Origin of the sequence: Streptomyces sp. NPDC005017, from assembly GCF_042873115.1 — a bacterium.
Lineage (GTDB): Bacteria > Actinomycetota > Actinomycetes > Streptomycetales > Streptomycetaceae > Streptomyces.
Map to the genome: position 1 here is coordinate 238859 of NZ_JBIALD010000011.1, position 20095 is coordinate 258953.

Consider the following 20095-nt stretch of genomic DNA (forward strand, 5'->3'; position numbering starts at 1 on the left):
CTGTGATGATCGACACCGAGGCGGCCACCGCACCGGGGCCGACCGACGACAAGGAGCCACATCCCATGGCACACGACGAACTCACCGTCGCCGTACTGGGTCCGGGCGGCGTGGGCGGACTGCTCGCGGCGCTGCTCTCCCGCTCCGGCCACCGGGTGATCTGCCTGGCGGGCGAGGAGACCGCCGGCACGCTGCGCACCTCCGGGATCGAGGTCCGCAGCACCCTCTTCGGCGACTTCCACGCGCGCGTGGAGGCGGACACCGAGCTGCGCGAACCGGTCGACGCCTGCCTGGTCGCCGTGAAGGCGACCGCGCTGGCCGACGCCGTCGCGCGCGTGCCCGCCGAGGCGCTGGGCGACGGTCTGCTCGTGCCGTTCCTCAACGGCGTGGAGCACCCCGCCGCCCTGCGCGAGCGCTACCGCGCCGACCGGGTGGCGCCCGCGGTGATCCGCGTGGAGTCGACGCGGGTGGCACCGGGCCGGATCGAGCACACCAGCCCCATGGCGGAGATCGACCTGGCGGGCGACGGGGTCCCGGCCGAGCGCCTGGACGCCCTGGCGGCGGCCCTCTCGGCGGCCGGTCCGGCCACCCGGGTCGTCCCGGACGAGGCGGCCGCGCTGTGGGCGAAGATGTCCTTCCTGGCGCCCTTCGCCCTGCTCACCACGCACCACGGCCTGCCGCTCGGCGACGTACGGACCACCCATCGCGAGGAGTTGACCGCGCTGGTGGCGGAGACGGCGGCGGTCAGCGGCGCGGCCGGCGGCCCCTCGGACCCGGCCCAGGCGCTGGCCCGCTACGACTCCTTCCCGGCGGCCACCAGGTCCTCGATGCAGCGGGACGCCGAGGCGGGCCGGGCGCTCGAAGTGGAGGCGATCGGCGGGGCGTTGCTGCGCGCGGCGGAGCGCCACGGCGTGCCGGTGCCGGTGGCGACGAGCCTGGTCGAGAAGCTGAGGGCCACGTCCGGCTGAGCGACACGGCGGTGAGCGACGGGTGTCCCGGGCGCCGAGCGCGCCGGGGGCACCCGTTCGTCGTGGGACGCGCGGGCACGGGCGTCTCGGTGGGGACGTCCCGCTGTGGACGCGGTACGGGGCCCGTCACGAAAGGCTCTTCACAGGCGCCGAACACTCGGACGCTCGTTCGAACAGTCCAAGGGGAACACTCCTTCGCGTGAACCACGCGAAGCGGCTCGCAGCTCAAAATCGAACAGGCGTAGCATTGCCGCGTGGCTACGACCTACGACTTCCCGAGCGACCTCCTTGCCGGTCAGGAGGAGCTGCATCAGGTCCGGGCCGAGCTCTCGGCCCTGCTGAAACGACTCCCCTGGTCGGTCACGCCCCTCGACGGCTTCCACGACACCGCCGGCTGGCGCAAGGTCGAACGTCCCGCCTCCCCCGGCTGGACCGAGGACGAGCAGGCCGAGGTGGAGAAGCTCCGCCGCCGCGAACACGAACTGGCCGTCTTCGTCACCACCCACCGCTACTGGTCGGAGTTGACCGGCTCGGACCGCGTCACGGCCCGTTCCCGGCTCAAGCACGTCGGCCCGCCCCGTGAGGAGTCCTGAACACGACGAAGACCCCGACCGGAACCGGTCGGGGTCTTCCCGTGGTGGGCGCGGACGGTTTCGAACCGCCGACATCCTGCTTGTAAGGCAGCTTGACTAGGACCCCACTGTTACCAGGGAAGATGCACCCTTGCCAACCCCTCATGCCCAGTCAGGCAGGTTGCGTAGGGCCAGCTAGTCAAGTTGCTTCCCCTCCCCCTGGCCGGTGACGGGCCCGCCTCTGGTGGGTGTCACCGCTAGTCCTGACCAGGGGAAACCTCTGTACGCCTCTCTCCTGGCCTATCTCCCCCACCTAGGCCCCTCGGGTCCAGCCACGTCCCCACAGCCCTGGAGGCGGACACGCACGGGGTAGGTCAAGGGTGGAGTGGTGATCGCGCCCTGACCCCTGGTGATGGGACTGTGCTGCCTTCTCTCCGGTCCCGTATTGCCCTGCCCTTATGGAGATATCCAGCGCCCTTATCAATACAAGAGAGAGGCCCCCGCCTCTTCCCCTCTCCCGCTTTCCCGGTGAATTCAGACGGTCCAGAGTCCTCGCAGGCCACAGGGTTCTCGAACGTGTTCACTTCCCGGCGGACAAACTAGGACAACCCGGGGGTTATTAAATGGCGCTGTGGAGGTGGAGGTGAGTCCCCTAAAATTTCCACCATAAATAGCTGTGACCCACATCACCTACCCCTGTGTCGTGTGTGGGGTAGGTGTGACAGGAGGATGAGCAGGTGCTTAGTCACCAGTCGTCTCCGCAATAGCAATAACGGCGCGTAGGTAGTAGTTACACCGTGCTAGGTCGTGTTTCTGTGGACCTAGGCCGTGGTTTTCTCCGACTGGATAGCAACAGCCCTCTCCCACAGTTCCTCTGCATGGTCAGAAAAGCGGGAGAACATGCCTCCCTTGCCCATGGACCGGAGATGCAGGAGGGGTGAGTCATGCCCAACGAGCCTGGCCAAGTGGGGTGTGACCAGTGCTTCATCATCAAACCGGAACACGGAGAGGGACACGTGATTGACGGCATCTTCCGGAGAAGAGAATCGAGCCTCAATCCCTTCGATATCCCTTAGCCTCTCCAGGTTCTCCAGGGTGATCCTGATTCGAGTGGAGACGGTAAGGGCCACGTCCTCGATGGTTTCCCGCTGTCGGGTCACTTCTCCATTGGGGTCTCCCAGGAGGAACCTTATGCGGCATCCCTCTCGCACTTTCCTCCGCAGGATTCCGGGGAAGTCCGGGACCTGGGTCCACAGGAAGTAGTTCGTGTATCCGGCGAAGAACAGTTCCGACGTGGCTTGCTCTGTCAGTTCTCCCCAGACATTGGAAGGGCAGGCAGATCGGTAAGGATAGCTGTGAAGGATCTCCCTGTCTCCGCCCGTCTTGATCCGTTCCTTCACTGCCTTAGGCCAGAGCATTTCCTCATCCACTCCCAATGCCTTGCATGCGTCATCACGGTTCCTGGCGTGGGGGATCAGTTCGTCATTGGTGATCCACCGTTCCACCGTCTTCCCGGAGATCCCGACCCTCAGTGCTAGCTGTCTGGGTGAGAGACCGGCTGACTCCATAGCTGATCGTAGGGCAGTGTTCAAGGGCTCTCCCAGGGACGTTTGGGCCTTCTTCGAAGGTACCGCCCAGACCTTCCAACTGTCCCTGCGCAGGTCCAAGTTCGTCCCAACTGGGGACACACGATGCATGGCATGGCAGACGAGACAGACGCACCACCTCTCGCGACGCTGCGCATCGAGGTGTACCGGTTGAACAGAGAGACCGGAGAGAAGACGGTCATCAAACCGGCCCGAGTGATTCAGGCAGGGGAGGTGCTCATGACCTCCGAATACCCGCCCTGTTCCTGCTACCAGTGCCGAGACAAGCGGAGATGAGAGAGCGTCCTCACACAGAAGACCGGGGAGCCTTGCCCCCGGTCTCTCGTGTTTCTCGGGGCAGATCTTCTGTCATACTCCGTGCGTTAACTGAATCGGGAGGGGATGTGCAATGGGATGCTTGGGGTTCTTGCTCGGTCTTGGTGTGGTGGGTTCCTCGTTCTTCCTGCCTTGGTGGGGAACCCTTCTTCTCATAGCTGGAGCGTGGTTCATCGGGGTACTTGGGAGACCTCCTATCGGGGGAGCGATCGGGGCAGGGATGGTTCCGTTTGGCGGGTTCCTCGTCGCCGCCGCAACGGATAAGGACTTTGCCAGCTACGCTCCAATTGCTCTGGCTGGATTCATAGCCATGGGAGGGCTGATCCTCTACAACAAGGACCGGGAGGATCGGGACTGAAAGTATCCACGAGAGGGGCGATCGACCCAGTCGGCTCCCCCTTCTCATGTAGTCAGCTTCAGCTCAGCCCTGATCTCCTTGTAACGCTGGCTAACGTATCCCCTCGTTACTCCGATCTTCTCCGCTGCCTGTGTCGGCGTTAGTCCATCCAGGAACGCCCGACGGATGGCAGCCTTGTTCTTCTCGGCGTTGCCGTTACTCTTCCTGGCTCCGTTACTGCCCCTTCGAACGTTACCGACACCAGTGGCGTTACCGTCGGCGTTACTGATCTTCGGCGTTAGCGACTGCGTTACCACCGTTACCGTTACTTCCTCCGTTAGCGTTAGCTCCAGGTCTCGGAACTTCCTGCGGTAGATCGGTGCCACCTCAGACGCACAGATGAGAATGACCGGAGCAACGGAGTGGATAGCTACGCCCACCCAGTCACCGGAGGATAGAGAGCCCCAGGTGTTGAGGAACAGGGAAGCTAGGCCAGTAATCCACCTGAACCCCGTTGGCCACCTCCCTCCCTTTAGTCCGTGCTTGCTTAGTACGGCATCAGCGGATAGGGATAGGACTAGGGCCGCATCCACCAGGACCGGTAGAAGCCAGCCAGTCCACTCCCACTGAGAATGAGCCGAGACCAGAGGTGCACCGGTCATGAGACTGAAGATGATGGCTGCACCGGCAATGATCCAGACAGTAACGCTAACGGTCTTACGGGTACGTCTAACGCTTCGCAGTTCGTTAGTAACGTCGTACATGGAATCTCCTTCGTGAGTAACGCCAGACGAGTAACGCCTAACGCTGGTTGGTTGAGTAACGCAGACGAGTAACGGTTACGTCGATGCCCTGTACCTACGGGCACCCTCTTGGTCGGTAACGCGTTACCAGGTGAATAGGTCCGGCTTACCGGTGAGACTGCGAGGTAGCTTGTCGTACTCACCGGAGAGGGGTAGTCGGCTAACGATTCCCTCTAGCTCCTGGTCCGGTACGTAGGTGTTGCTCATGCCCTGAATCCAGAACGGAGAGAGGATGTGCACGAGAGTCAGGTAACGGCTCTTTCCTCCGTCGAGTAGGGCCACCACCTTGCTTAGCTCCCCATTCCCGTGGTCCCTCTTCAGCTTGGGTAGGAGTAGCTTCCAGGTTCCGGCATGGCCAATGCGGTAGTTCCCATCGGAGGTGAGAGCAACGTAGGTGAATCCTGGGCTGTGCTCCGTTACCTCTAGCTCGTTCAGTAGTCGGCCCTGTGTGGCTAGCTGACTCATGTACTGGACGGAGGAATGAAGCCCACACAGCCCCATTCGGTGTCGGTCATCCTTGGGTGGTGCAGAACAGATAGAGCCGTTGTCCAGCAGCCAAGGGCAGGTGCGTACAGGCATGGTTAGTCCTCCTTCGGGACTGGTGAATGGATGATGAGACCCGGGGTTGTTTAACCCAGGATCGGAGGATGAGAGTGTGACCTCTCACGAATGCAACATGGACTCGGGTAAGCAGAGGGGTTCCTGCGAGACATAGCCAGACCTGACAGACCTGACATGCCGACTACTCTCCGTCCCTCGAAGACTCTCGGGACCGGAGTCATCCCAAGAACCCCCCTCATTCCTTCTCCGATGGATAGGGCAGGGGAGGGGTTAACCCCCGACCTGCCCGTCAAGGACTCTCAAAGTGGGTGGGGGGTATATAGGTGCAGGTGGTGGTGTGGAGTTGTTGTTGTTGTGGCTTAACAACACCTATATAGGGGGGGAGGGACAACAACAACAATCCCAACAACTTCCCGGCTCAGACCTCCTTGCGGGTCCAGCAGTACGCCCCATCCACGGACAGGAGAGCCCCATAGGCACGGCCACCAGAGAGGTTCGTGGTGTACGTAGTCTTGGACCCACCGAACTCCTGAGAGAGCTTGTCAGCCACAGTCGCAGGCTTCATTCCCTGGCACTTGGTCACGACGTACTCGGCGATACGGGCGTTACGGTCCAGAGTCGCAGTAGTCCTCTGCTGCTTTGCCTGCTCCTTGGCCTGTGCCGCAGCTTCCTTCTTGGCCTCTCGGTCGGCCTTCTTCTTGGCGTTCTCCTCGGCCAGTGCCGCAAGAGACTTCTCCTCCAGAACGGTGAATCGAGCACCTGCACCAGGAGCAAGGGTCATGCGGTATTCCTCGGCGATGTGGTTCCCCTTGAACTTGAGGAACACTCGGCCGTTCTGTCGGTAGGCGTAGACCCTGTGCCTGACAGACTGCGTGATTGTGCTGGACCCTAGGGGTAGGTCAGACTTCCCGTTGGGTCCAGTCTTCTCGGAGGAGTGAGCCACTACTAGGACTGGGATCCCGGAGTTCACGAACAGGCGCACCCCATCGAAGAAGTCTCGGATGGTCTCGTCACTATTGATGGTTCCGTTAATGGCCTGAGTCAGGGAGTCGATAACCACGAAGTTGTAGCCCTGGTCAAGGATCTTCTTGTGTAGGGACTTCCACTTAGCAGGGGTCCGCATGATGGGCAGCTGGAAGATGTCAACCGGGGGAACCATGCCCTCTGGGAGTGCAGTGCTGATTCGCTTGACGTACTCGGTCTGTGCGTTGTCATCCGTTCCGAGGATTGCCACCTTCCATGGCCTGTCATCCACTTCCTTATCCAGGAAGGTTCCGCCCGTAACCATTGCTGCCACGAGAGCGCACACCAGGTAGGACTTCCCTGTCTTGCTCTCTCCATAGAGAAGGGTCGTGGCACTGGAGATAGCCCCGTCAACGATGAAGTCCTCTACTTCCTCCGCTGCCGCTAGTGCCTCCTCCCACGTGAATACCTTGCCGTCCCACTCTGGGATGTACTCGGTCTCAAGCGTTGCTAGTGCAGTGTTGCTGCTCATGCCTTACTCCTTGGTTGGATAGTGGGTGCCCGCCTTTGCAGGGCCCCAGGTTTGGTCATGCAGAAGGGGCCTCTATCGCATTGGACAGAGACCCCTCTGAAGTGTGCTTTCCGTATTCAGTTCTGACCCCGAGCCGGCTGACCCTTATCTCGGCCGTCAGAGTTCCCATTCCCTGTAGTTCGTCGGGAAGAGATCCAGGATCCCCCTCACGCTCTCCCTGACTTCCGGTAGATCGTCCAGCGTTAGTGCCCCCAGATTGACCCCGAAGATGAATGCCGCCGCTACCTGACATTCGTGTACTGGCTTGCCAGTATTCAGCGCGATGATCCGAGTGGAGTTGTCGAACACTTCCGCATACTCATCATCGAAGATCTCGACCACCCACTCATCACCCTCCCAGTAAGCTTCATAGTCAATCCCCGTGATCTCCAGTAGGTCGCTCGTGTTGCTCTGACATATCTCTCTGTTTGACCCGGCAGATATGCGCTCCTGGTTCCAGTGGGTATCGCAGAGGTGGTCGCGGTGGATTTCCCTCCCGCACTTGAGGCAGCCGTAGTGTCCGTTGCTCATCCCTGCTCCTCCTTCTTCGTGTACTTCCTGATCGGCTCCAGCTTCCGCCCTGCCTTCTTCGCCCTGTAATGCTGCTTGCATAGACCTAGAGCAAGGTGCTTACGTCCACAGTTGGGGAAGCTGCACACTCGCTCTCGGTTCTCCCCGATCACCTTTAGCTCCCTCCCTGCTAGCTGCTGCTTGTAATGCTGGAAGCACAGGCCCTTTGCGTAATGCTTGCGGTCACACTCGGGGAAGTCGCACCCCTCCTTTGCTGGCCTCACGTACGACCCGATAGGGATTAGGTCACGACCCCTTAGCTTCTGCCGTGCATGAGTGGCGCATAGTCCGTACGCCCTTACCGGCCTGTCGCACTCTGGTCCAGCGCACGTCTTCTCGTTCTCGGTCATAGCCCCTCCTTGGGCATAGAAAAACCCCGACCACTCAGGCCAGGGTCAGATGTGTATTGAGTGGGTGCCCGCCTTTGCAGGGCCCCAGGCTCAGAGGGTGTTCCCTTACTTGTCTTCCATCAGGTTTCGGATCAGCTTCTCGTACCGCTCATTGGAGATCAGCACCGCTTCCACCTTCCCGTACCTCGTGATTCCCACGGTTTCGTTTCCCTGGGTCACTCGCCTTAGCAGATCGGCCACCACGTCCCTGGCCTCAGTGCTGGTTACCTTGTACATCAGTCCTCCTTGAATAGGTCTACGCGGTTGCGCAGCTTCCTGCTCTGCTCTCGCTCGTACTCCTCGACCATTACCCGGTACTTCCCAGGGATTCCCTGAGCCTCCGTCCATGCGCGGTATTCTGGAGTAAGGCGGAACTGTTCCATCTGGTCTGGCACTCGAATGTCTCGCCACTGGTGGTGTGCTAGTAGCTCCCTTGTCCTGCCTCCCTCCCACAGGGCCAGGATCTTTACGGGCTTCCCCCCGTTCTGTTCCTTGCTCACCCTGATCAGACGGCCAAGGTTTCCCTTCTCGGTCATCCCGGTCTTGGCGTTGCCGTTGTCCATCTCTACTGAGTAAGTGATTCCCTCAGAGTGCTCAGTGATTAGCCCTGCCTCGTACAGTTCAGTCACTTCCTTAGCTGTCTGGTCATTCCTCCACGCGGCAAGCACGAACACATGAGCATCGCAGAGGGTCAGGTTTCCGTTCCCGAATCCTCGCTCTCTCGCTTCCCCTCGATGCTCGATCTCTCCACTCATTGCGCAGCTAACTTCAGCTACTCCGTCATGCTTCTCCTCGAATAGGTCGAACTCCATTGGTGGTACCTGCTTACGTGCAAGGGGATGCGGCGAGTCGTCTCGCCCATCCCCGGTAGTGATGCTCCCCCACCTACGCGAAAGACCCCAAGACTGGTTCTCTCAGGGCCTCTCGCGAGTGGGTGTATGTAGTTGTCTCGCCATGCCCTCTCAGCCTCTCTCCTGGCCGTACAGGGTCTTACGCTGCCTTGCTCCAGTGGTATGGGCTGATGTCTAGGTTGGGGATTAGGCGCGCTCCCATCCTGAGTGGGTGAATGCAAGCCCCTCCCTTGCCGTAGTGCTTCCCTAGAGTCTTCCTGTCATCGAACTCCTCTCGGCACTGCGGGTTGATGCAGCGGTAGCCAGTGAGAGTGCGGGTGTAGTGCTTGCGCATTGCCTGACCTCCATCGGTCTTTGGGTAACAACGGATGCAGGTGTGGGGGTGATCTCTCCTCAACCCCCACCCTGGGAACTCCACTGGTTTTGGGTAACCACCGCCAAAAGGAAGAGGCCCGGTTCCCCCACGAGAACCGAGCCTCAACTACTGCGTAACCAACCAATGGAGACGGACAGGCACCTGAACTTGGGTACGCCTGCCGTACCTCTATTACACCATGTTGGGGATGGTTCGTGTCGTCTGATTAAGCGGGCACACACGGGACCACGCCCAGGTACGACAGACCGGAGCACGACCCCTCTCATTGCCTCTCAGCTTCCGGGGGAGCGGACGTCTGGAGCATCCCCACCGGAGAGGGCTAGTACCTATCCCCCAGCTTCTTAGCCACCTTCACAGCCCTACTCACGGCCATGTCTGAGGCATAGCGACGGAGCATGGTGGGATCCTTCCATCCCTGGATAGTCATGACGTCCTCTCCCGACACACCAGCAGAGAGCAAGTCATCTGTTGCTGTGTGCCGGAACTGATGCGGGTGACATCCCTCGTACCCAGCTTCCTTGGCCCTGCGGTTCACCATCCGATAGAGACCGGAGTAGGTGAGGTGCCCACGATTCCGAGTGCCCAGCCAGAGCCAATCCAGGTCGGCCATCTTGTGAGTCTCCCTGGCCCTGATGTACCGGCTCAGAGCAACCACAGTCTTGGGCTGAAGCGGGATGATCCTGCCCTCTCCCGTGGCTCTCGCATCCTTGAGGGGAACTACCTGAGCCAATCCCTGTTCCAGGTCGAGGGAATCCAGACGGAGAGACAGCAACTCCTCAGCCCTCAGCCCCTCCGTGAGAACCCTGATGACTGCGTGGTCTCTCACCTTCTCGAACTCCCGAACCTTCGGACTGCCGTTGCCTGTGACCTTGAGCAGATCCCGAATGAACTCCTGGCTCAGGGTCTTGGGCTTACTGGCAGAGGGAGGTGCGTACCGCTGGAGCTTCTTGTCTCGGTACGGATTGGTGTGGTCGTGCTCCTCCTCCAGCCACACGAAGAACGGGCGAAGGTTCCTCTGCGTGCTATTGGTTCCGCCCTGGCTGTGAGCCTGGAAGTAGGCCCGGAAGAACAGGTTCAGCGTGTCCGTTTCGACGGAGAGAAAGTCTCCCTCCATGCCCTCTCGGCTCATCCACTGATCCAGGGCCCTGACAGCTTCCACGTAGGACCGAACCGTCTTCTCCGTGAATGGCCGACCGTGCTTGTTGTTGCTGGCCCTGAGATGGGTTCCGTAGTCCTGGACTGTGGCCTGACGGATGTCTGACCGGTCTGGCTGGCTGGGGATGGATCGGAGCGTGGTGCTCCTGGTGGTTCCCTGAGACGCCCTGAGAGGACTCTTCCTGGCCTGTGCCGACACGGGTAGCTCCTGCGTGTCCTGGGCTAGGCAAGTTCCACATAGCGAAGCGGCTTGCCTAACCGGGTCTGATACCGGAGCCAAGCCGCTTCACGTGGTTCGTCTGACTGATAATCCCTGGTCAGACGGTCTCTGGTGGGCGCGGACGGTTTCGAACCGCCGACATCCTGCTTGTAAGGCAGGCGCTCTACCCCTGAGCTACGCACCCGAGGACGAGTCGACAGCCTACATGGCGCAGGGCGGTGCCCCGAAACCCTTAGTGCGCGCCCCTGGGCGCCCCCGAGAGGGTGCGGGGGAAAACCCCACCAAGGATCCGGGAGCAGCCCGGATCCCGCGGACCGCGCCCGGCCCGTACGGTCGACGGTGTCGCGCGGGCCGCCGGGCCCGGCGCAGTCGTCTTCAGGGAAGACCAGGGGGAATCGTCATGGGCAGCTCCGTCCTCACGCCTCGCACGGCCGCCGTGGCCGGTGTCGTCGCGCTCGCCTTCGCCGGACTCACGGGGTGCGCCTCCCCCGGCGACGACAAGGACCCCGAGCGACGCTCCTTCGCGCTCGAGGGACGCACCCTGACCGTCGACTCCGAGGACTCGGCGCTGGAGATCGTCGCCGTGGACGGCGGACCGGAGGACCGCGTCGGCGTCACCCGGTGGTTCGCGGGCAAGGTGGTGATCGGTGACGGCCCCGGCATCAGCTGGTCCATGTCCGGCGACCTGCTGAAGCTGCGCGTGGACTGCTCCGGATTCCTCGCCGACTGCCAGGCCAGACACCGTATCGAGGTGCCGCGCGGCATCGCGGTGAAGGTCGAGGACGGCGACGGCGACGTCGAGGCCAGCGGCTTCCGCTCGGCCCTCAGCGTCAGAACCGGCGACGGCTCCGTCCGCGTCAGCGACAGCACCGGCCCGCTGGACCTGAGCACCGGGGACGGCTCCATCCGTGCCGACGTGGACGCGCGGCGGATCAGGGCCCGGACCGGCGACGGCTCCGTCCACCTCGAACTGGGCGCCGTACCGGACCTGGTGGACGCCCGCACCGGCGACGGCTCCGTGCACCTCGAAGTGCCCCGGACGGCATACCGGGTGACGACGAACACCGGTGACGGATCGGTGGACGTGGAGGTCCCCCGCGACGAGTCCAGCAAGCACGTCCTGTCCGCGCGCACGGGCGACGGAAGGATCACTGTCAGCACCCTGAACTGACCTCCCGGCCACGCCCGCACCCGAATTCATGGTCCGCCCCGCGAACTGACCGGGCCGTGTGTTCGTCCTTAACCGGTGGGAGAATGACACCGGCAGGGCGCGACAGCACGGGAGAGGGATGTGACGGCGAAACCACCGCAGCCGTATTCGCCGTCGACGCGCGCCCGACGCCCCTCGCCCCCACGCACCCCGGCCTCACCGCTGCGGCGGGCCCTGCGGGACACGCTGACACTGACCGCGCTGCCGCTCGCGGTCGCCCTCGCGCTGCCCGCCGCGTTCGCCGGAGGCGGCACCCGGCGCTGGTTCGGCGGCCGGGCGGACAGCCAGCGGGCGGAGGCGCAGGCCGCGAAGGACGACGCTGCGGCCGCGTTCTACGAACTCGACACCGCCCAGCGGGATCTGCGGATCTCCATCGAGACGATCGCCGCCGTCGACGCCTCCCCCGCCGCCCGGCGCGCCGTCGAAGGGTTCGCGGATCTGGGCCGCCGGATCGACGAGGCCAGCCACCGCTACATCCAGGCCGTCGACGCCCACGACCTGGACCGTGACGACCTGGAGGCCTCAGCCGCCGCCCGCGCGCGCACCGAGCTGACCGCCGCCAAGGACGAGCTGGTCCGGGTCAAGCAGGACCTCGACCGGTTCGAGCAGGGCCTCGGCCCGCTGCTCGGCAAGGCCGAGACCCAGCTGGCCCGGCTCGCGCCCGCCGTGGAGCGGGCCCGGCAGGCCCTTCTGGCCGCGTCCGACGCGCTGGACGCCGCGCGCGGCTCGGGGCTGCGCGCCGACGACCTGGCCGCCCGGCTCGCCGCCCTCGCCCCGGAACTGACCCGCCTCAACCAGGGCGCCGGACAGCACGGCGTGCCGCAGACCCTGGAGCGGGCCGGGCGGGTGTCCCGCGAGGCCGAGGCGATCCGCGCCGAGGCCGAACGGCTGCCGGAACGGGCCGCCGAGATCGACCACCGGCTGGTGTCCCTGCGCACCCGTGCCCAGGCCCTCACCACCCGGGCCGGCCAGGTCGAGCCCGTGCTCAGCGAGCTGCGGCGGCGTTTCACGGCCGCCTGCTGGCAGGACCTCCAGCACGTTCCCGACGAGTCCGAGGAGCACGTACGGCAGGCCGAGGGGAAGCTCGCCGAGGCGCGCACCGCCCGCGCGGAGCAGCGGTGGGCGGACGCGACGGCCCTGCTGTCGACCGTGCGGGCCCTGCTGAACAGCACCGACGAGGCCGTCTCCGCGGCCGGCGACCGGCTCACCCGGCTGAACGCCGTGCAGAAGGACCCCCGGCAGGAGATCGAGCGGACCCGGTTCGCGATCCGGGACGCGCAGCGGCTCGCCATGGCCGGCCGCAACACCCCCGACCCCCGGCACGCCCGCCCGCTCGACGAGTCGGTGGCGCGGCTGGAGCGGGCCGTCGGCACGCTGGAGGGGCGCCACCCCGACTACTGGCACTTCCTGACCGAGACCGAGGCGGTCCGGCGCGGTGTGGCCCAGGTCGTGGGGCGGATCCGCGAGGAGCGCGGCGGCGGTCACTGAGGGTCCGCCGTTTGCACCACGGGGTGGGGCGGGCGGATATTGGGAACACGTACGGCCTCCGCTACCACCGCACCCAAGGGAGGCGGACATGGCCACACACGCGTTCCCCACCGGATCGCGCCGCCGGATCAGGCTGGACGAACACCTTCCCGTCGACCACCGGCTGAGCAAGGTCTACCGGTTCGGGGCCGGGCTGATGGGGCTGGCGCTCCTGGCTTTCGGCATCCTCGGGCTCACGAACAACATCGGCTTCTTCGACACCGGCGGCGACCAGGTCATCGGCCTGAACACCAACGGCGCGCTGAGCGTGCTCTCCATCTGCGTCGGTGTGCTGCTGTTCGTCGGCATGGTGATCGGCGGGAACTTCGCGTCCACGCTGAACATGATCCTGGGCGTGCTGTTCATCCTCAGCGGCTTCGTGAACATGGCCCTGCTGGAGACGGACTACAACTTCCTCGCCTTCCAGATCCAGAACGTGATGTTCAGCTTCGTCGTCGGCGTGCTGCTGATGTTCTTCGGCATGTACGGAAGGGTCGGCTCGGCCCTGCCGCACGACAACCCGTACTGGAAGGCCCGCCACCCGCAGCAGGCCGAGGCGCGCCACCCGGGACCTGATCCGGACGCGGAGACCCGTGCGGCGCTGCCGCCGAAGGACCCTGGCCGACCGTACGACAAGGGTTGAACCCGAGGGCCGAATTCCGGGGACGCCGGTTAGCCTGTGCGCATGCCTCGCTACGAGTACCGGTGCCGCACCTGCGGCGACACGTTCGAACTGAGCCGTCCCATGGCGGAGTCCTCCGCGCCGGCCGCGTGCCCCTCGGGTCACGACGACACGGTCAAGCTGCTGTCGGCCGTCGCGGTCGGCGGCTCGGCCGGTGCGCCGGCCGCGGCGCCGCGCGGCGGGGGCGGTGGCGGTGGTGGCTGCTGCGGCGGAGGCTGCTGCGGCGGAGGCTGCTGCGGCTGAGCCAACAGATATGGGCATACGAGTGTGGGCCAACGGTTGTTGGCCCACACTCGTAGTGCTGCGCCGCCGCGCCCGGCAGGGTGTGCTGAGTGCTGTCATTGCGCGGGTGCGGGCGCGTCGTGGCTGGTCGCGCAGTTCCCCGCGCCCCTAAAAGCTTGCGCAGTTCCTCGCGCCCCTTGGGGTGGTGTGTTGTCGGGTGCGGGCGCGTCGTGGCTGGTCGCGCAGTTCCCCGCGCCCCTAAAAGCCGCGTCGTGGCTGTGGTCGCGCAGTTCCCCGCGCCCCCGAGAAGGGCGCTCACGTCACCTCGCGACCCTAGAAGCAAGCTCAGCCAAGCAAGCTCAGTCCGCTCCCCGCACCACCTTCAGGAACTCGCGGAGGATGCGCTCGCCCGCCAGTACGCCCCGTTCCGGCAGGGCGGTGATCATCGGGGCCGACCACTCCGCCTCGGCGAGTTCGCCGTGGCCCGGGCGCCAGCCCTGGTCGGCGACGAGCAGCAGATCCGCGTCGAGGAGCGAGTCCCCGGCCGTCAGCGTGAGGTCGGCGCCCGCCCGGCGGGCCACCTCCCGCACCGCAGCGCTCTTGGTCAGCGGCTTCGGAACGGCGTAGATCTTGCGGCCCTGCAAGGACACCGTCCAGCCGCGGTTCTCGGCCCAGACGGCGAGTTCCTTCACCCACTCCTCGGGGAGCAGCTCGCGCTCCACGACGAGGTAGGCGAACAGGTCCTCGGCGACGCGGTGCTTGCGGACCCAGACCGGGTCGGCGGAGACCTCCAGGTGGGCGCGGATCTCCGCGAGCGGCGCGCACTCGTCGGCGAGCCGGGCCTCGACCGCGGCCTGCCAGTCGGGGTCGGAGACGCCGTCGACGAGAATGTGTCCGCCGTTGGCGCAGATCGCGTACTCCGGCACCGGGCCGGGCAGGTTGATGCGCTGGTACTGCTTACGGGTCCGGGTCGTCGTCGGCACGAACACGGCCGCGTCGCCCAGTTCCGTCAGGAGACCCGCCGCGGTCTCGGTGAGGTACGACAGCGGTCTGCTCTCGTGCACCTCGACGCACAGCAGGCGTGGTGCCCGCGCGTCCGGCATGGTCAGGGCAAGGGCCGCCGAGGAGTAGATCAGCGTCCGGTCCAGATCGCTCGCCACGAGCACCGGCATCAGAGCGCCACCGCCTTTCCGTCGGCGCCCGTCGCGCCGCGCGTGTACTTGGGATGAATCAGCCCGACGCAGGTGTAGGGCAGTTCGGCGACCTCCTCGACGGGCACGCCGCGCTGCTCGGCGAGCAGCCGTACGTGGTCGAGGTCGGCGCCGGCCCCCACCCGGGCCAGGATCTTCCAGGGCACCCGGCGCAGCAGCACCCGGGTGGTCTCGCCCACGCCGGGCTTGACGAGGTTGACGTCGTGGATGCCGTACTCCTCGCTGATGCGCTCGACCGCGGCCCAGCCCTCCCAGGTGGGCTCGCGGTCGCCGGACTGGAGTTCCTTCACCGTCGCGTCCACGGCGTCCCCGACCTCGTCGAAGCGCTCGGACACCGCGTCCAGGAAGGCCACCGAGACGTCCGCGCCGGCGAGTTCGCGGTAGAACTTCGCGCCGTGGTAGTCGTCCGCGCCGACCAGGTCGGACCTGAGCACCGTACGCGATATCAGCCCGGAGACCGTGGAGTTGAGGCAGGCGGAGGGGATGAGGAAGTCCTCGCGGGTGCCGTAGGTGCGCACGCAGGAGCCGGGGTCGGCGAGTACGGCGATCTCCGGGTCGAAGCCGGCCGGGCCGCCGGAGGCCTCGAACTCCTCGATGGCGGCGGCGAGTTCGCGGGTGATGGCGCCCTTGCCGGTCCAGCCGTCGACGAACACGACGTCGGCGGGGTCGTGATGGGCGGCGAGGTAGCGCAGGGCGTTGGCGTCGATACCGCGGCCGCGCACGATCGACACGGCGTAGTGCGGCAGGTCGAGGCCGTGCCGGTGACGGGCCCAGCGGCGCATCAGCACGCCGACCGGGGTGCCCGCGCGGGCCAGGGAGACCAGTACGGGGCGGGGGGACCGCTCGGCGAGCACGAGCTCGGTGACCGCGCCGACGGCCTGGGCGAGCCGGGCCGCGGACTCCTCCAGCGCGGTCTGGAACAGCTGCTGGTACTGCGCGCTGGGCTGGTACTCCACCGGCAGCGACTCGGCGTAGTGGGCGCCGCCGCTCTGGATGGCCTCCTCGCGCTCCTCGGTCGGCGCCTCCAGCGTGACGTCCGAGAGGTCCTGGAGCAGCCAGCCGACCTCGTCGGGCGCGTAGGAGGAGAAGGCGGGGCCGCGGAGGGGCTCGGACAGCATGGCGGGCCTTTCGGGAACGACCAGGGGCTCGGGGACGTAGGACGGTACGACCGCGAGCAGGACCTGGGGGGCATGGGCCGCGAGCCGGGCCAGCAGGCCGTCGGGGGCGTGCAGCAGGGGGGTGTCGCCGGTGGAGTCGACGACGGCGACGACGGTGTCGAAGCCGGCGCCGGCGACGTTGTAGGCGTAGCGGTCGCCGGGGCCGTCGGCGGGGTCGTCGTGCGCGGGGAAGACCAGGCGGGTGCGGATGGCGTAGCCGGGGTCGTCGACGGCGAGGACGGGCGAGCGGGTGGTGGTGGAGAACCGTATCTCCGCCGAGGGCAGCCGCTGCTCCAGCGCGTGCGCGAGGCGGAGGGGGGCGTACATCAGCTCCTCGTTGCCCAGGACGAGGACGCGGCGCGCGTGGCCGGGCAGGGCGTCGGCCAGGCGGGCGGCCATGGCGGGGAGCGCGGACTCCAGTCGCTCCCGGTGCGCCTGCGTGAAGCCGTGGCGGCCCCCGTCGGGCAGGCCGGTGGGCCAGCGCAGGTCCACCCGGGTGACGCGGCGGTCGGGCGACTGTGGGCCGGTGGGGGTTGCTCGCGCCCCTTCTGGGGGCGCGGGGAACTGCGCGACCGGCCACGACGGCGCCGCAGCCGACGAACGACCCCCAGCGGCACCCCCGGCCTCGTGCCGCGCCACCAGGGCCTGCCCCTTCTCCAGCACCCCCTCGGGAAGCCGCACCGTGCCCGAGGCCGCCGCCACGAGGTCGACCCGCGCCCCGATCTCCCGGGCGAACCGCTCCATGCGGGCCGTGTCCGCCGGGGAGCGCATGTCGACCAGGGCGACGACGACGTACCGCCCGCGCGGATACCGCTCGTGCAGATCCCGGACGGTGTTCAGCACCGTGTTCCCCGTGGAGAACTCGTCGTCGACCAGGACCAGCGGGCCGTCGCCGACCAGCAGGGCCGGGTCCTCCGGGAGGAGTAGATGGGAGGTGGCGTGGGAGTGGGACTCCTCGAAGCCGCCCGCGCGGGCCACGCCGGGAACGGGGCGGCGGGTGGAGTGCAGGTAGGGCGCGGGGCCGAGGCCGTCGGCGACGCTGTGGCCGAGCCCGGTGGCGGTCTCGGCGTAGCCGAGGACGACCGCGCGGGCCGCCTCCTCGGCGCCGAGCAGCTCGCGCACCCGGCGGCCGAGGGCGAAGCCGTGACCGTGCACCACGGACGGGGACTGCGGCACATGCTTGCCGAGCACATGGGAGACCAGCAGATGGGCCCGCTTGGGGTTGCGGCGCAGCGCGAGCCCCAGCAGTGCCGTCAGGCTGTCGTCGCCCATGAGTTCGACCCCGAGCCGTTCGGCGACCCAGGTGCCGGACCAGACTCCGTTGTTCTCTGCGTTAGTCATGAGTTCCTGTGTCTTCAGCCGGGAATCCCGGCGGCGAGCAGCTCCACGAAACCGACGTCCTCACGCGCCACGCCGAACACCTCGGCGCGCAGCACGGTCCGCTCGGCCCAGGCGCGGTGCGGCTTCACCTCGTTCATCTTGTTCGTGTACGCCGATCGCAGTACACCCCCACCGTGCCGTTCCGGCCGCAGGATGTCCTGGGCGTCGCTGTACTCCTCGTGGCTGACGACGGACAGCGCGTGCACGGGCAGGACGTGGGAGGGGTGGATGCAGGTCTTGCCGGTCAGGCCGTTGGCCTGGTCGAGGGTGATCTCGCGCAGCAGTCCGTCCATCGCGTGTTCGAGCAGCGCCTCGCGCAGCTCCTCTGCCTGGCCCTCCAGGAAGGGGCTGCGCCGCAGCTGGGGCTTGAACATACGTTCCTGCACGCGGAAGTACTCCCACACCGGGCCGGTCACGGTGAAGCCCGTGCCGTCGGCGCGGCCGAGCATGTTGACCACGTCGGCGATCACGGAGGCCACGATCTGGACGTCGTAGGCGGTCATGTCGGGGGCCCGGCGCAGGCCGTAGGAGGAGCAGAAATCGGTCACCCCGAGGCGCAGGGCCAGGACCCGGTCGCGGTACTTGTCGACGGCGCGGGAGATGCCCTCCAGGGTGTCCACGCGCGACTCGCGGTAGAGCAGCTCGGGCGACTCCAGGACCGGCATCGCGAACAGGCGCCGGCCGCAGGCCGCCTCGGCGGCGGCGAGGGCCTCCAGGAAGGGGATGCCGCGTTCCTCGGTGAACTTGGGCATCACGAAGCCGGACAGCACCCGCACGGCGGGGCCGAGGCGGTCGACGAGGTCCGGGATCTGCTCGGGGGTGCGCACCCGGATGAACAGCAGCGGCGGGTCGTCGGCGTACGGCTCGCGGGCGGCGAGCTCGGTGAACTGGCGGACGAGGTTCTCCTCGCCGCCCGGCACGTCCGCGTCGTCGATCGAGTCCTCGAGGCACAGCACCATCGAGACCACGCCGCGGGCCGACTGCTTGACGATGTCGTCGGCGAGCCGCGGCCTGGTGGCCGGGCTGTACAGCGTGGCGCCCAGGGCGGCGGAGAGCAGCCGGGCGGGGGAACCGGCGGTGAACTCGCACGGCTCCTGATGGAAGAGGCGTCGCCGTACCTCTGGGGCGATGTGCCCGAAATGACGCATAAAGCTCCCCCGTGGTATCGGATTGACCTAAGTGATGATGTGAGTGGCCGGTAATAGTACGTAGGGCTCCATGTCCCAGGTTCCCGCAGGGCATGAATTTCAGGTAACGCAGGTGCGCACAGCCGCCCATACGGCAGGCCCACCCCCGCATTGTCGTGACCAGGACCGAGAAGGCAGGATGACCGCATGACGCACGCGATGCTGAAGGGGTCGAACGTCCCGCTCGAAACCACCACGGTGCGCGCCGTGCTGCGCTGGACGACGGGGCAGGGCGTGCCCGACGTCGACGCCTCGGCGCTGCTCCTCGGCCCCGACGGTCGCGTGCGCTCCGACGAGGACTTCGTCTTCTACAACCAGCCCCGGCACCCTTCCGGCCAGGTCTGGCGGCTCGGCAAGAAACGGGTCGCCGAGGGCCTGACCGACACGATCCAGACAGATCTCTCCGGTGTCGAGTCCAGTGTCGGCCGGATTCTGCTGGTCGCATCGGCGGACGGGGTGACGTTCGACCGCGTACGTTCCCTGCGGATCTCGCTGTACGACCCGTCCACGGCCGGGGGTGAGCCGCTGGCGTACTTCGACGTCAAGCCGCAGACGGGGCAGGAGACCGCGCTGATCTGCGGTGAGCTGTACCGGCGGGGTGACGGGTGGAAGTTCCGGGCCCTCGGGGAGGGGTATTCGGACGGGCTGCGGGGGCTGGCCACGGACTACGGGATCTCCGTGGACGAGTCCGAGGCGGAGTTGCCTCCGGCGGTGGGACCGGAGGGGGTGGGGGTGCCGGAGGCTGTGGGCGAGCCGTCGGCGGAGGTGTCCCGGCCGTTGCCTCCGGAGGCGCCTACGAGTGCGGTGCCTCAGCAGGCGGGGTACGGTTTTCCGCCTCCGGCGTACGGGTATCCGCAGCCGGTGGGTACTGGCGGGGAGTTCCAGCTGCCTCCGCAGGGGCCGCAGTTCATCAGGCCGTAGGCCCAGCCGCCGTCGCCGTCCGGCGGAGTCGCGGCTGACCGTCGTCTGTGGCTGGTCGCGCCCACGCGGCGGAGCCGCGGATCGGTACAGCCCCGCGCCCCTCCAGGGGGCTCCCGCCGAGTCGCGACCGGCCGCCGTCCGTGGCTGGTCGCGCAGTTCCCCGCGCCCCTTAAGGGGTTTCCGCTCCAGCACGGCTACAAGTCGCCGTCCGCTGAGCGCCCACGCGGCGGAGCCGCGGATCGACACAGCCCCGCGCCCCTCCAGGGGGCTCCCGCCGAGTCGCGACCGGCCGCCGTCCGTGGCTGGTCGCGCAGTTCCCCGCGCCCCTTAAGGGGTTTCC

General features: G+C 66.5%; 20 protein-coding genes and 2 tRNA genes. 8 read left to right on the top strand and 14 right to left on the bottom strand.

The features are described 5' to 3' along the window. Positions 1-65 precede the first annotated feature (65 nt). Both ACFYR0_RS19200 and ACFYR0_RS19205 read left to right on the top strand, forming a co-directional pair. On the top strand, positions 66-968 hold the full coding sequence (locus ACFYR0_RS19200; RefSeq protein WP_389329018.1) for a ketopantoate reductase family protein: 903 nt from the start codon (positions 66-68) through the stop codon (positions 966-968). A 254-nt stretch (positions 969-1222) separates the two neighbouring features. Beyond that, positions 1223-1561 (top strand): hypothetical protein, encoded by a 339-nt coding sequence (locus ACFYR0_RS19205; RefSeq protein WP_389329021.1) that lies wholly within the window; start codon positions 1223-1225, stop codon positions 1559-1561. 42 nt (positions 1562-1603) lie between these two features. Here the strand turns inward: ACFYR0_RS19205 and ACFYR0_RS19210 are convergent. Both ACFYR0_RS19210 and ACFYR0_RS19215 read right to left on the bottom strand, forming a co-directional pair. Further along, positions 1604-1691 (bottom strand) — tRNA-Val (locus ACFYR0_RS19210). Between the two features lie 670 nt (positions 1692-2361). Continuing rightward, the gene (locus ACFYR0_RS19215; RefSeq protein WP_389329024.1) at positions 2362-3132 is read right to left on the bottom strand and encodes an XRE family transcriptional regulator; all 771 of its coding nucleotides are present in this window, start codon (positions 3130-3132) and stop codon (positions 2362-2364) included. Positions 3133-3544: 412 nt separating this feature from the next. Here ACFYR0_RS19215 and ACFYR0_RS19220 point away from each other — a divergent pair, with 412 nt between their 5' ends. After that, on the top strand, positions 3545-3820 hold the full coding sequence (locus ACFYR0_RS19220; protein ID WP_389329027.1) for a hypothetical protein: 276 nt from the start codon (positions 3545-3547) through the stop codon (positions 3818-3820). Positions 3821-3864: 44 nt separating this feature from the next. On the opposite strand, the gene ACFYR0_RS19225 is transcribed toward ACFYR0_RS19220, so the two are convergent. The 9 genes from ACFYR0_RS19225 to ACFYR0_RS19265 all read right to left on the bottom strand — a co-directional run bounded on the left by ACFYR0_RS19225 (position 3865) and on the right by ACFYR0_RS19265 (position 10442). Beyond that, entirely contained in the window at positions 3865-4563 is a 699-nt protein-coding gene (locus tag ACFYR0_RS19225) for a DUF2637 domain-containing protein (RefSeq protein ID WP_389329030.1), read from the bottom strand. 123 nt (positions 4564-4686) lie between these two features. Beyond that, positions 4687-5181 (bottom strand): hypothetical protein, encoded by a 495-nt coding sequence (locus ACFYR0_RS19230; RefSeq protein ID WP_389329033.1) that lies wholly within the window; start codon positions 5179-5181, stop codon positions 4687-4689. Positions 5182-5581: 400 nt separating this feature from the next. After that, positions 5582-6658: an AAA family ATPase gene (locus tag ACFYR0_RS19235; RefSeq protein WP_389329036.1), complete on the bottom strand. Its 1077-nt coding sequence runs from the start codon at positions 6656-6658 to the stop codon at positions 5582-5584. 156 nt (positions 6659-6814) lie between these two features. After that, positions 6815-7228 carry a hypothetical protein gene (locus ACFYR0_RS19240; protein ID WP_389329039.1) on the bottom strand — a complete coding sequence of 138 codons (414 nt, stop codon included), beginning with the start codon at positions 7226-7228 and terminating at the stop codon, positions 6815-6817. Then, the gene (locus tag ACFYR0_RS19245) at positions 7225-7617 is read right to left on the bottom strand and encodes a hypothetical protein (protein ID WP_389329042.1); all 393 of its coding nucleotides are present in this window, start codon (positions 7615-7617) and stop codon (positions 7225-7227) included. The genes ACFYR0_RS19240 and ACFYR0_RS19245 overlap by 4 nt, the downstream gene beginning before the upstream one ends. 105 nt (positions 7618-7722) lie before the next feature. Beyond that, positions 7723-7893, bottom strand: coding sequence for a type II toxin-antitoxin system Phd/YefM family antitoxin (locus ACFYR0_RS19250; protein ID WP_389329044.1), 171 nt, complete (start codon positions 7891-7893; stop codon positions 7723-7725). Next, positions 7893-8468 carry a hypothetical protein gene (locus ACFYR0_RS19255; protein ID WP_389329047.1) on the bottom strand — a complete coding sequence of 192 codons (576 nt, stop codon included), beginning with the start codon at positions 8466-8468 and terminating at the stop codon, positions 7893-7895. The genes ACFYR0_RS19250 and ACFYR0_RS19255 overlap by 1 nt, the downstream gene beginning before the upstream one ends. Positions 8469-9202: 734 nt before the next feature. Further along, positions 9203-10237, bottom strand: coding sequence for a tyrosine-type recombinase/integrase (locus ACFYR0_RS19260; protein WP_389329050.1), 1035 nt, complete (start codon positions 10235-10237; stop codon positions 9203-9205). Between the two features lie 130 nt (positions 10238-10367). After that, positions 10368-10442 (bottom strand) — tRNA-Val (locus ACFYR0_RS19265). A gap of 216 nt (positions 10443-10658) precedes the next feature. Between ACFYR0_RS19265 and ACFYR0_RS19270 the strand changes: the two genes are divergently transcribed. From ACFYR0_RS19270 to ACFYR0_RS19285, 4 genes are all read left to right on the top strand, one after another. Continuing rightward, positions 10659-11429 (top strand): DUF4097 family beta strand repeat-containing protein, encoded by a 771-nt coding sequence (locus ACFYR0_RS19270; protein WP_389329053.1) that lies wholly within the window; start codon positions 10659-10661, stop codon positions 11427-11429. Positions 11430-11549: 120 nt separating this feature from the next. After that, positions 11550-12956 carry a hypothetical protein gene (locus ACFYR0_RS19275; RefSeq protein ID WP_389329056.1) on the top strand — a complete coding sequence of 469 codons (1407 nt, stop codon included), beginning with the start codon at positions 11550-11552 and terminating at the stop codon, positions 12954-12956. A gap of 88 nt (positions 12957-13044) precedes the next feature. Next, a complete protein-coding gene (locus ACFYR0_RS19280; RefSeq protein ID WP_389329059.1) occupies positions 13045-13638 on the top strand; it encodes a DUF4383 domain-containing protein in 594 nt (197 codons plus the stop codon). A 42-nt stretch (positions 13639-13680) separates the two neighbouring features. Next, positions 13681-13920 carry a zinc ribbon domain-containing protein gene (locus ACFYR0_RS19285; RefSeq protein ID WP_389329062.1) on the top strand — a complete coding sequence of 80 codons (240 nt, stop codon included), beginning with the start codon at positions 13681-13683 and terminating at the stop codon, positions 13918-13920. Positions 13921-14258: 338 nt separating this feature from the next. Here ACFYR0_RS19285 and ACFYR0_RS19290 read toward each other — a convergent pair whose 3' ends face one another. Genes ACFYR0_RS19290 through ACFYR0_RS19300 form a run of 3 tightly spaced genes read right to left on the bottom strand, consistent with a single transcriptional unit; the run spans position 14259 to position 18795 of the window. Continuing rightward, on the bottom strand, positions 14259-15071 hold the full coding sequence (locus tag ACFYR0_RS19290; RefSeq protein ID WP_389329065.1) for an HAD family hydrolase: 813 nt from the start codon (positions 15069-15071) through the stop codon (positions 14259-14261). Next, complete coding sequence (locus ACFYR0_RS19295) at positions 15071-17608, bottom strand: phosphoribosyltransferase (RefSeq protein WP_389329068.1); 2538 nt, start codon at positions 17606-17608, stop codon at positions 15071-15073. Before ACFYR0_RS19295 ends, ACFYR0_RS19290 begins: the two co-directional genes overlap by 1 nt. A 14-nt stretch (positions 17609-17622) precedes the next feature. Next, positions 17623-18795 (bottom strand): HpcH/HpaI aldolase/citrate lyase family protein, encoded by a 1173-nt coding sequence (locus ACFYR0_RS19300; RefSeq protein ID WP_389329071.1) that lies wholly within the window; start codon positions 18793-18795, stop codon positions 17623-17625. Between the two features lie 186 nt (positions 18796-18981). On the opposite strand from ACFYR0_RS19300, the gene ACFYR0_RS19305 reads away from it, so the two are divergent. After that, positions 18982-19755: a TerD family protein gene (locus tag ACFYR0_RS19305; protein ID WP_389329074.1), complete on the top strand. Its 774-nt coding sequence runs from the start codon at positions 18982-18984 to the stop codon at positions 19753-19755. The last annotated feature ends 340 nt before the right edge of the window (positions 19756-20095 follow it).